Here is an 11,055-nt window from a genome sequence, read left to right as displayed (position 1 = left end):
CCCTTGAGCGGCTCGTTATGGTTTAGAAAAGAGGTCCAGGCATGCTGCAGCCGGGAAAAGAATTAATGTCCTGAATCGTATTGGAAGGATAATGCTTGGTGGCAAATTGGCTTTGATACAAGTATTCCATTAAAACGACAGTGCCTCCGGTGACGCTGCATAAAACGCCTGTCACACCCTGGCCGTTTACAAATGATACACCTACAGGCTGGCCGACTAAGCCTATAGCCTTTGTATACCACGACATTTGAAGCATGAATACTCACCTCCACATGCATTGTATGTGGGTTATTTGCGCATGTGCTCCTCGGGTGCGGTAGGGGTTACAATTGGCTAGCTTAGAAAAAGTGTATGTGGAAGGAATTGTTTCCCATGTGCAGGAGATTACGAAAGGAATGAAGCACTCAAAGTCTGCAGATGCGGAAAGCCAGCAGCGCATCCATAGTTTCACATTCGATCATAAATTATGGATGCGATCGGGACGTATCCAGCTCATTTCCTGCAAGTTCAACAGCTCTTTGAATTGTTCTACTAAATGCTGTTGGAATTCTAATTGCTGCAAATATTCTTTCGTCAACAGAGTGCCTAATTGTTCAAGCTGAGCCTCATTTACGTTAAAAAGCCTGAAATGCTCGATGTTGCGATTAATGAATTGCTTAGCGATTGCATCATCAAAATCCGAAGATGCTCTTATCTCTTCCGCATATTGCGCTCGCAATTCCTCACCCTCATCGTCAATGTAGAAAAGCTCAATAGGGTCTTCCACGTCAGGATGCCGCTCCTCAACAAGCTTCATCAGCATCGTTTCCTCAAGGTCGTAGGATACATCCACCTTAGCGACCACTTCTTTGTTATGAATAATACGGTAGCCCCATCCATGGTCTTCGGCGTTAAAAAAATATAAAATAGGAGCCTTTTCTGACATACGAATAACACGTTCAGAAGCTTCGTCGTTAATCATGGTTTCATCGGTAAAAAAGACAAGCCAATCCTCATTAAGCTCGTTCACGTACGAAAGCCCTTCATGGACTATTTTTTCTTTAAAAGATACTAACGTCAGATTTCCGGACGTGAATTCACTCATTTGCAAGACTCCTTCTCGTAGCCTTCTATTTTTTCCACTAAATAACAATAGCATGTTGTGTGTGCGATATAAAGTAGAACAATCAAACTTGTTGTTCGGTAAAGCTGCTTGTAAAATAGATAACATTTTTGTGAAATGTTTACATTTTTGATGCCAAATGTTCCAGATTATGGTACGATTCCCTCATATGTTCACTATAAGTACCGTTCGAACATCAATTCTGCTTTGTGAGGCGAAGACATGTATTTACGTATCAAATTCATTCTATTATCTGTGATGCTAGTGATATCTTCGATTGTTTTTAGTTACTTCGTCGTTCAAAGATACCATTCGAAAATACCTATTATTAACCAAATGTTTACTGATAGTGCCAAAAAGTTGGGTTTGGATATGGATAGCTCTCCATATGATGGATTAAAACCTGAAGATAATAATCCAAACGGTATTTACTATAAGGAACGCGTTCTTGTGCTGATGTATCATGATCTTAGTCCTGAGCCGAAGGACGCTGGCACATTGTCCGTCGCTAATTTCGAGAAGCAATTAGAGTTAATGAGAGATAATAATTTTCACTGGATTTCGATGAAGCAATACACGGATTTCATACTGCACGCTGCTCCTGTACCGGACAACGCGGTGCTCCTTACTTTTGACGATGGCTATGAATCATTTTATACGTATGCTTATCCGCTTATTAAGAAATATCAAGCCCCTGTGTCAAACTTCCTTATTGTCAATGCAATCGACAATCCAAAGTATAAAGGGATTCCGAAGGTGACCTGGGAACAGGTTGAGCTGATGCATAGAAACGGTATTGAATTTTTCAGTCATACATATGACTCGCATAAGTATGCCAAAACGGACTCCACGAGTACCGAGGAAACGGCAATGCTTGCCGGTCGGATTTACCTGAAGGACAAGCAGCGGAAGGAAACGGAGGAAGAGTATAAGTTGCGTGTTACTAACGACCTTAAGCAGGCCAATGACATCCTCCAGCAGAGGCTGGGAATCCAAAACAATGTGCTTGCTTTTCCTTTTGGAGGCTTCTCGGAGTCACTTCTGGACATATGCGACCAGTTAGGAATTGATGTAACGCTGACTGTAAAGATGGGTTTAAACAAGCCCGGACAAACCAACGGTTTTCGATTGAATACTGGAGGTATGGCCAATGATCCAGCGCTGCAACTATCCCTCATGAAACACGCGGAGAAGAAGCTGGGCAGCATTCAATTTGATGAAGGCATAATTAAGCGTCATTATTTTACGATCAAGGCTTTGCTTGTACAAATGGTTGTCTTTGCCCTCTGGTTATGGAGCGGTTGGAGGCTGCTGGCGAAGAGAAAGCGTAAAATGAGCTTACATGGGGCGAAGGTATGGCTGGATTAATTGCGCTGACAGTGAGCTATTACTTCATAAGGGGCTGCCATATGGGCAGCCTTTCTTAACTCAAGAACTATTTAATTAGCTGTTGTTTGGTATATTGGATAGTTCCTCGTTTTCATTACCTAACTGCTCCGTAGCGTCAATGATAAAGCCAGTTCGCTCATGAGCCGCGGTATCTTCATAAGCTGTTTTTGGATCTCCATCGGTTTCTACAACTATTTTTTTATTTGGCATTATTATCCCTCCTTTAAGTTAGGAGTAGCATGTCCTTTGGATTTTTTATTTATCCGCTCTTGGTTGATTATATTTTGAATAACAGGCTTTCTAAGCTAGGGAGTTGATATTACCTATGTCCCAGTTCTACTATATTGCTGCAAGCCATGAGCTTCCGACTGGTTCGTTCGGACAGAAGAAAACGGCTATGACGCTAATTCATTATGTGACGCATATGAATCCTGCAGCGAAGGATCATCCCTTTATGCAAATACTGCTAGAGAAATATACACAGGGTGATAAGCTTATGGAGATCTATGAGACGGTGGAGGATGCAGCAGGCTTATATATAACCGGCCCTATCAGCAATCAAGATTCCTCGCATTTGTTCTGTCATCCATTAGTGTACCAAGTGAACCCCGAAGGAGGTTCTTTCCAGATTAATGACGAAATAAAACAACATTCCCTCTCATCCTATAAAAGCAACAAAAAATGTTTAACGGAACTATTCGATTACCTACGTCTTCATATGGGGATAGGTGAAGAGCTAGAACTCTATTCCTGCTGGGCGCAGGGGAGGGAACGATTCTTAGAGACTCCTAAAAAGGAGCTCGATCTCGTACTTGAGCTATCCACATTTCGTTTGGGGAATGAGTTCGAGTGGAAGGATCGCCAGTTTATACGGGTGAAAAAGTGAGACTTACTTCAGATAATAAACGTAACGCAATAGGCATTAGTCTCAATCACTAAAAGCCATAGGCACATACACTATCTCGGTAAGGATTTAACTATCGGGAGGAACATTTCATGAATTATGTAGTGCAACCCGGCGATACACTTTGGTCGATCGCGTCGAGATTCGGAACTTCCGTTCAAGCAATCATGCAGGCGAACGGCCTGACGAACCCGAACTATATTTATGTCGGGTTAACGCTATACATCCCTATACCCAGCCCGCCGTTTCCGCCTACCCCACCCGTACCGGATAACCTAGAACGAAGGGTAACGCGCTTGGAACGTCAAGTGGAACGGTTGACCAATGAGTTTGAACGCCTTCGCAGGCGCGTGGATCGTCTGGAGCAGCAATCGTAAGGGATCCGCCGTGGCGGATCCTTTTTCTTTTTCAGGTTAACAAGAAACAATCTATTAATTTAAAAATGTCGGGGGCCAATATGAAAAGAATTGTACTTATAGGTTCCGGAGGTTCAGGTAAATCAACTTTAGCTCGCAAGCTGGGCGAGATTTTATCAATTGAAGTTTATCATTTGGATGCAATCTTTTGGAAACCAGGCTGGATTAGCACGCCAAAATACGAGCAAAAAGATGTTCAAGAGGAGCTCGTAAGTCATAACAGTTGGATTATCGACGGCAATTATGGGGGCACTATAGACATTAGGTTACAGGCGGCTGACACGATCATATTTTTTGATCTGTCGAGGTGGATCTGCATTTTCCGCGTGTTGAAGAGAAGATTCCAATACCGCAACAAGAAGAGAATGGATATGGCCGAAGGCTGCGAAGAAAAGGTCAGTCTGGAATTTTTGAAATGGGTCTGGGCATACCCTGAAAAACAAAAGCCAAAGATCTTAGAGAAGCTTCGAGGGTTATCGAATGAAAAGAACATAATCATTTTAAAGTCTCCGAAAGACGTTCGAAAGTTTGTAGCAAATGTGGAATTGTTGAAGTAACTGTCACTGCTTTTGTCATGAGTGTTTTTTATAATAATGGTTACATAGGTGTATAGAAGAGCAAAGCTTGATATGTAAACCGAAGCTGCCGGCAAGATCGGCAGCTTCATTGCGTTTACAGGAAGATTAATACAAATTGGGGGCTGCAACTCGTCCATTCGGAGCTATTGCGGTTATGCGTCGAAAGCAAGAGGTCTTACACGAGCGGCAGCGGAGGGCATTTATTATTGACATAATTATATGATAGGGGTTATCATTCTCAAAGTGCTGATAATAATTATCATCGAAATTAAGGATAGAGAGAATGAGAGGGGTCATTTTACAAATGGTTGCAGGAAAGAGAAAATCAATGGTTCTACTGGCAGCGGCAATCATGCTGCTCTTGTCCACCGCCCTTGCAGGCTGTTCCAATGGAGGCAACGCGCCGGAGCAAAAGAATGCTGAGGCAAACGAAGCGTCAGCAGAAAAAGTCGTTACCCTATCTTGGCCGCGTGATATCGGGCCTATGAATCCACATGTGTACAATCCGTCGCAGCTCATTGGACAATCGATGATCTTCGAGCCTTTGGTCAATTACGGAGAAGGCGGCAAGCTGGAGCCTGCATTGGCCGAGTCTTGGACGATTTCCGAGGACGGCAAGGAATATACATTTAAAATCCGGGAAGGCGTAAAGTTCTCCGATGGTTCTGCTTTTAACGCAACGATCGTTAAGAAGAACTTTGATGCTATCATGAAAAATGTTGACAATCATAGCTGGCTCGGCTTTATCGCTCTTCTTGAGAAGACCGAAGCAGTGGACGAATATACATTTAAAATGAATTTGAGAGAAGCCTACTATCCGACGATCCAGGAACTGTCTGTCGTACGTCCTGTCCGCTTCCTTGGAGAGGCCGGATTCCCTGATGACGGTGACACATCGAAAGGTGTGAAAGCCTCGATCGGTACAGGTCCATGGATGCTGAGCGATTATAAAACGGACGAATATGCGACATTCACTCGTAACCCGAACTATTGGGGCGAGCAGCCGAAGGTCGATAAAATCGTCATCAAGATCATTCCAGACGGCGATACGCGCGTACTGGCTTTCGAAAAAGGCGAGCTCGACCTGATTTATGGTGAAGGAATCATTAGCCTGGATGCATACAAGCAGCTTGAGGAGTCCGGCGAATATGAGACTAAACTTTCCGAACCCGTTGCTACGAGACAGTTGATATTGAATACGGCTAATGCAGCATTAGCAGACTTGAACGTTCGTCTTGCGCTGCAGGCGGGCTTTAACAAACAGGCGATGGTCGACGGCGTTACGTCGGGATTCGAAGAGAAAGCCGATAATTTGTTATCCACTAACCTGCCTTATACGAATATTACCGTTTCACCTATTCCTTACGACGTAGAGAAAGCCAAGTCCTACCTGGATGAAGCGGGCTGGAAGCTGCCCGAGGGCAAAACGGTTCGTGAGAAGGATGGAAAACCGCTTGAACTTGAGCTGATCTATGAGAAAGCCGAGCAAATTCAAAAGCCGATGGCCGAGACGTTACAGGCTGAATGGGCCGCAATCGGCATTAAGCTGAACATTACCGGTCTTGATCTGACCGAGCAAATTAAACGGTTCCGAGCAAATGACTTTGACCTAAACTTCTTCAGCAACTACGGTTCGCCATATGATCCGCACTCCTTTATCCAGATTACGGCTGAGAAGGGCTTTGGCATTGCGGAAGCTCTGGCTAAACTGCCGATGAAGGCACAGCTCGACCAGCAAATTCATGATGCGCTCGGCTCGACGGACGAGAAGAAGCGCGAAGAGCTGTACGGTTCCATTTTGACGACACTTCAAGAGCAGGCAGCGATCGTTCCGATCTCCTATGTGAAGAAAATGGTCGTTGCCAACAAAAAACTGGGCGGCGTTGAATTCCCGGCAAATCGGGATGCCAATGCATTCTCTAGTCTGCAGATTAACGAGTAATTGTCAGGGAGGCCATTCATGGGCAGCTTTATTGGAAAACGGCTGCTTGCAGTCATACCACTCTTTTTCTTTGCGACGCTGTTAGCGTTTATCTTAGTCCATCTCTCGCCGGTCGATCCTGCCGAAGCCTATCTGGTAGCGGCTCATATTCATCCAACCGACGAGATTCTCGAGCAAAAAAGACATGAGTTCGGCTTGGACCAGCCGCTTCCCGTTCAATACGCCCAATTCCTGATGAAGATGTGCCGACTTGAGTTCGGCACATCTTATCTTACGAATAAGCCGGTCTGGGATGAGATAGCCATGCGTATCCCTGCCACGCTTAAATTGGCGTTTGGCAGCATTGTTTTAGCCGTAATCATTAGCGTTCCAATTGGTTTCTTTTCGGCTATGTACAAGAACGGCATTATCGATCATATAAGCAGGCTTATTGCTTTTTTTGGAGCATCGATACCTCAGTTTTGGCTGGGGTACTTGCTCATTTTCTTTTTCTCCGTCAAGCTGGATCTTCTGCCTGTACAGGGGACCGGTACGTGGCTGCATCTCCTGCTGCCTTCGTTCACGCTGGCAATGGGGTTGATCGCCATTTATTCCCGTCTGTTGCGAACGACTGTCCTGGAGCAATTGGAGGAGCCTTATGTGTTGTATGCGAGAACAAGAGGCATGAAAGAGCGGGTCATTCTGGGCAAGCATGTGCTAAGAATTGCGATTTCACCCATGTTGACAGGACTCGGGATGAACATGGGCAAATTGCTCGGCGGTACGATCATCGTAGAGGAAGTGTTCTCCTGGCCGGGCTTCGGGAGGTACTTCATTGAAGCTATCTTTAATCGGGATATTCCGGTTATTCAATGCTATGTGCTCCTTTCGGCTTGTTTGTTCATCGTCTGCAACTTGATCGTAGATCTTCTGCAAATGGTGCTCGATCCTCGCATATCCAGGGAAGGGGGGGCTAAGCAATGATAGCGACCATACGAGCCGGCATCAGAAGCCCCCAAATCGCAATAGCTTGTTCCGTTGTTTTGTTGGTGTTGTTTCTGCTGACGGTTTTTGCGCCTTGGATCGCGCCGCATGATCCCATACAGGTGAACCTGGCGCTTAAGCTAAATCTGCCTTCATGGGAGTATCCGCTGGGCACTGACCATCTAGGACGCTGTACGCTGTCTCGTCTGTTATACGGGGCACGTGTTTCGCTTGGCTTTGCTTCTCTCATTTTCATTTCATCGCTTGGGATTGGGCTGCTTATCGGAACCCTGTCGGGGTACATTGGCGGATGGATGGATTATGTTCTCATGCGGTTTTGCGAAGGTGTCATGGCTTTCCCGACACTCGTGCTCGTGCTTGGTTTGGTCGGCGTTTTCGGTCCAGGCCTTGCGCAGGTCGTGCTGGCAATGGTGCTCGTGCAGTGGGTATATTATGCCCGTATGTTCCGGGGGTTGGTAATTAGTTTGAAGGAACGAAACTTTATTGCCGCAGCACGAATCAGCGGATCCTCGCGGTGGAATATCATTCGGAGGCATATCATTCCGAACGTGCTTCCGCCGATTGTTGTCATGGGGACGCTGGAGATCGGCTGGGCTATTATGGACATCGCGGCACTTTCCTTTCTAGGGCTTGGCATACAGCCTCCATCGCCTGAGTGGGGCTCTATGATTCATGAAGGAAAAGCTTATATTCGGAGTAACCCGGAGCTTATGATGTACCCGGGGCTTCTCATTTTACTTGTTGTTGTCATGTTTAATCTACTTGGTGAAGCGTTGTCGGAACGGCTTGGCGTCAAGAAGCGTTTTGGGAAGGACGGAGAGCTTTAATGGTTCAATCGGAGCCTGTATTGGAAGTAAACGGACTGAAGGTGCAAGCAAAAACGCCAGATGGCATCTCTTCTCTCGTCCATGGGATCAGTTTCGAGCTGCAGCCTGGCCGGGTGCTTGGCCTTGTAGGCGAGAGCGGCAGCGGAAAGACCGTGACAAGTCTTGCGCTGCTTCAGCTCCTTGATCGGAAACAAACGAGCGTTGAGGGAAGTATTCGACTGAATGGAAACGAATTGATTGGCATGAAGCCTAATGCCATGCAATCTATTCGCGGGAAAGAAATTGGGCTTATTATGCAAAATCCGATGAATGCGTTCTCGCCTGTCGCTACGATTGGCTCTCAATTCGTCGAGACGATTCGAACGCATTCCCGCATGACCAGGAGTGAAGCGGCAGAACTGGCTATTGCCTCGATGGAGGATGTCCGCTTGCCGAGTCCCGCTGAATTGATGCGGCGATACCCGTTTCAACTGAGCGGGGGGATGCTGCAGCGTGTGATGATCGCTATTTCCATGTGCTTGAAGCCTGCGGTTATCATCGCGGATGAGCCAACGACAGCGCTGGATGCAACGAATCAACTGCAGGTTCTGAGACTGCTGGACCGACTGCGCCAAAACCAAGGCACCGCGGTTTTGTTGATCACTCACGATTTGGGTGTTATTGCGGAACTTGCCGATGATGTGATCGTTATGCAGCACGGGCAGATTGTCGAAAGGTCGGATGTGTATACGCTGTTCGATCATCCGAAGCATGAGTACACGAAGCAGCTTCTGCAGGCACGGCCAAATTTGAAGTCAAGTGTGCCTGAGCCATTAACGGGGCTTGTACACGCATGAGCCAGCAGATACAAAAGCAGCTGCAGATGGACGCGGAGGATCGTCCCTTTGGAACGAATGCCATTCGGATTTATATCGTTTCCTTGTTGTTTTATACGGCGAGCCATACGCTGCTTGTGCTTCTTCCGCTTCACGCGTACAAGCTTGGAGCGAGCCCGTCACAAATCGGTCTGATTATGGGCGCGTACATGTTTACCTCAATGTTTTTGCGGCCGGTAGCCGGGAAAATTGTCGATAAACTGGGTACCAGACGGGTATTTACTGCTGCGTTATTGTTGCATACAGTTGTTGTCTCGCTATATCTGATCGACGAATTAGCAGTGTTTGCTGCCCTGCGTATGGCACAGGGTGTTATTCTCTCCTTCGTCTCTATGGTGCTGCATCTGATGATCGTGGAGGCGCTGCCGGAGAAGAGCAGGGGACAAGGGATGTCACTTTTCTCACTCTCCTCCATGCTGCCTTATACGTACGGCCCCTTTCTGGTTATTTATTTCGCGGATCGCATACCGATGTTCTATCTCTTTGGTGCGCTCATCCCGCTTGCATTGCTGACTCTGGTTGTCGGGATGACCATCAAGCTTCCGGAACGCATCATGAACGCTCAACCGGGAACGGGTGGGGCGGCGGATGAAAAGCCGTACAGAGCGTGGGCCGATCCCAAGCTGATGCATCCTTCGATGATCATGCTGCTTGCTTCCGTAATCATCGGAACGGTAGCTTCTTTTCTGCCTCTTTATTTGCAGCAGAAGAATATGCCTTACGCCGGACTGTTTTTCTTGACCGAGACGATTGTTCTAGTATCGCTGCGTTTCATAGGACGCAAGAAGATTCCGACAAACGGATATTTTCCGACCCGCATGATCGCGCTCTTCGTTCTGCTCATCACGGTATCAGCGACGCTGATTCGGTTTGGCGGATCGCCGGTTCTACTGGTGCTTGCTGCCATTTGCAGCGGTTGCGCATTGTCAATGCTGTATCCGACTCTGGTGACCTATGTAACGTTTATCGTGCCTGAACGTGCCCGGGGCAAGGGGCTGGGGCTGTTTATTGCAGCTGCTGATTTCGGCACGTCTGTAGGCACAATGGTTCTTAGTTTCATCGCGGATAGCTATTCGTATCGAGTTATGTTCTCGAGCTGTATCGGGATCGGGCTAGCAGCTTTGCTGCTTGTCCTGCTGGCATCAAGAAGACAGGAGAGGATTGGATGAGTCTTTTACAGGTTGAGGATATCTCTCATGCGTACCGTTCATCCAAACGGCTGTGGGGGTCAGGAGGTCTAACGACCGTGCTTTCACATGTGTCATTTGAGATTGAACGCGGTCAATGCCTGGGTTTGCTCGGAACGAGCGGAGCAGGCAAAAGTACACTGGGCAAGGTTATTCTTGGCTTGGAACAGCCGCGCCAGGGGCGGATTATCTTCCAGGGCCATGACCTGTACAACTCAGATTCACAAGCAACAAGGCAGCTACGCAGGGATTTGCAGGTGGTGTTTCAAGATTGTTATTCCTCGGTTAATCCGCGAATGACGGCTGAGCAGATCATCGCGGAGCCGCTGAATAATTATGGGAAACTCACCCGGGACGAACGGAAAAGACGGGTCGGAGAATTGCTGGAGGCAGTCGGATTAAAGGCAGAAGATATGCGGAAATACCCGCATACATTCAGCGGCGGGCAGCTCCAGCGTATTAATATCGCGCGGGCAATCGCCTTGAAGCCGAAGCTTATCGTATTGGACGAAGCTGTCAGCAGCCTGGATACGGTGAATCAAACTCGGATCCTGAGTCTGCTTAGTGAATTGAAAGCGACGCTTGGCCTTTCGTATCTTTTTATTACACATGATATAAAGGCGGCCCATGTGATTTCGGATTCACTGGCTGTAATGGACAAAGGACAGATCGTGGAGCTGTGCAGCGATAAATCTAAACTGGCAGCATCCGCGCATCCCGCGGTAAGCGAGTTATTCGCTTCTGTTCTGTCTGAGCATCCTAGGGATCGTGTGTTGAGAAGAGAGGGCGACAGCCTTCTTTCTCCATAAACCAAGCAAATGAAAACAAATAGATCTGCGTCTCCTATCGGG

At 47.1% G+C, this 11,055-nt stretch carries 13 protein-coding genes; 10 read left to right on the top strand and 3 right to left on the bottom strand.

Annotated features, from left to right (window positions below):
• Positions 1-22 precede the first annotated feature (22 nt).
• Together AC1DLI_RS09280 and AC1DLI_RS09275 are read right to left on the bottom strand one after the other, a co-directional pair.
• Positions 23-247: a hypothetical protein gene (locus tag AC1DLI_RS09280; RefSeq protein WP_477602351.1), complete on the bottom strand. Its 225-nt coding sequence runs from the start codon at positions 245-247 to the stop codon at positions 23-25.
• 210 nt (positions 248-457) lie between these two features.
• On the bottom strand, positions 458-1,084 hold the full coding sequence (locus tag AC1DLI_RS09275) for a hypothetical protein (protein WP_477601749.1): 627 nt from the start codon (positions 1,082-1,084) through the stop codon (positions 458-460).
• Positions 1,085-1,474: 390 nt separating this feature from the next.
• Here AC1DLI_RS09275 and AC1DLI_RS09270 point away from each other — a divergent pair, with 390 nt between their 5' ends.
• Entirely contained in the window at positions 1,475-2,470 is a 996-nt protein-coding gene (locus tag AC1DLI_RS09270; protein ID WP_477601747.1) for a polysaccharide deacetylase family protein, read from the top strand.
• Between the two features lie 75 nt (positions 2,471-2,545).
• Here the strand turns inward: AC1DLI_RS09270 and AC1DLI_RS09265 are convergent, their stop codons facing one another.
• Positions 2,546-2,701 (bottom strand): hypothetical protein, encoded by a 156-nt coding sequence (locus AC1DLI_RS09265; RefSeq protein WP_477601745.1) that lies wholly within the window; start codon positions 2,699-2,701, stop codon positions 2,546-2,548.
• 115 nt (positions 2,702-2,816) lie between these two features.
• Here AC1DLI_RS09265 and AC1DLI_RS09260 point away from each other — a divergent pair, with 115 nt between their 5' ends.
• From AC1DLI_RS09260 to nikE, 9 genes are all read left to right on the top strand, one after another.
• Positions 2,817-3,377 (top strand): hypothetical protein, encoded by a 561-nt coding sequence (locus AC1DLI_RS09260; protein WP_477601743.1) that lies wholly within the window; start codon positions 2,817-2,819, stop codon positions 3,375-3,377.
• Positions 3,378-3,487: 110 nt separating this feature from the next.
• Positions 3,488-3,772, top strand: a complete 285-nt coding sequence (locus AC1DLI_RS09255; protein ID WP_477601741.1) for a LysM peptidoglycan-binding domain-containing protein — start codon at positions 3,488-3,490, stop codon at positions 3,770-3,772.
• A gap of 80 nt (positions 3,773-3,852) precedes the next feature.
• The gene (locus AC1DLI_RS09250) at positions 3,853-4,368 is read left to right on the top strand and encodes a DNA topology modulation protein (protein ID WP_477601739.1); all 516 of its coding nucleotides are present in this window, start codon (positions 3,853-3,855) and stop codon (positions 4,366-4,368) included.
• Between the two features lie 325 nt (positions 4,369-4,693).
• Positions 4,694-6,331 carry a nickel ABC transporter substrate-binding protein gene (gene nikA, locus AC1DLI_RS09245; protein WP_477601737.1) on the top strand — a complete coding sequence of 546 codons (1,638 nt, stop codon included), beginning with the start codon at positions 4,694-4,696 and terminating at the stop codon, positions 6,329-6,331.
• An 18-nt stretch (positions 6,332-6,349) separates the two neighbouring features.
• Positions 6,350-7,294 (top strand): nickel ABC transporter permease subunit NikB, encoded by a 945-nt coding sequence (gene nikB / locus AC1DLI_RS09240; protein WP_477601735.1) that lies wholly within the window; start codon positions 6,350-6,352, stop codon positions 7,292-7,294.
• Entirely contained in the window at positions 7,291-8,142 is an 852-nt protein-coding gene (nikC, locus tag AC1DLI_RS09235; RefSeq protein WP_477601733.1) for a nickel ABC transporter permease subunit NikC, read from the top strand. The genes nikB and nikC overlap by 4 nt, the downstream gene beginning before the upstream one ends.
• Entirely contained in the window at positions 8,142-8,978 is an 837-nt protein-coding gene (locus AC1DLI_RS09230; protein WP_477601731.1) for an ABC transporter ATP-binding protein, read from the top strand. The genes nikC and AC1DLI_RS09230 overlap by 1 nt, the downstream gene beginning before the upstream one ends.
• On the top strand, positions 8,975-10,186 hold the full coding sequence (cntE, locus tag AC1DLI_RS09225) for a staphylopine family metallophore export MFS transporter CntE (RefSeq protein WP_477601729.1): 1,212 nt from the start codon (positions 8,975-8,977) through the stop codon (positions 10,184-10,186). The genes AC1DLI_RS09230 and cntE overlap by 4 nt, the downstream gene beginning before the upstream one ends.
• On the top strand, positions 10,183-11,013 hold the full coding sequence (nikE, locus tag AC1DLI_RS09220) for a nickel import ATP-binding protein NikE (protein WP_477601727.1): 831 nt from the start codon (positions 10,183-10,185) through the stop codon (positions 11,011-11,013). The genes cntE and nikE overlap by 4 nt, the downstream gene beginning before the upstream one ends.
• Positions 11,014-11,055 lie beyond the last annotated feature (42 nt).

This window comes from Paenibacillus sp. 01T443 (assembly GCF_056398325.1).
Note: the sequence above shows the minus strand (reverse complement) of the source record. Positions and strands in the feature narration are given on the sequence as shown.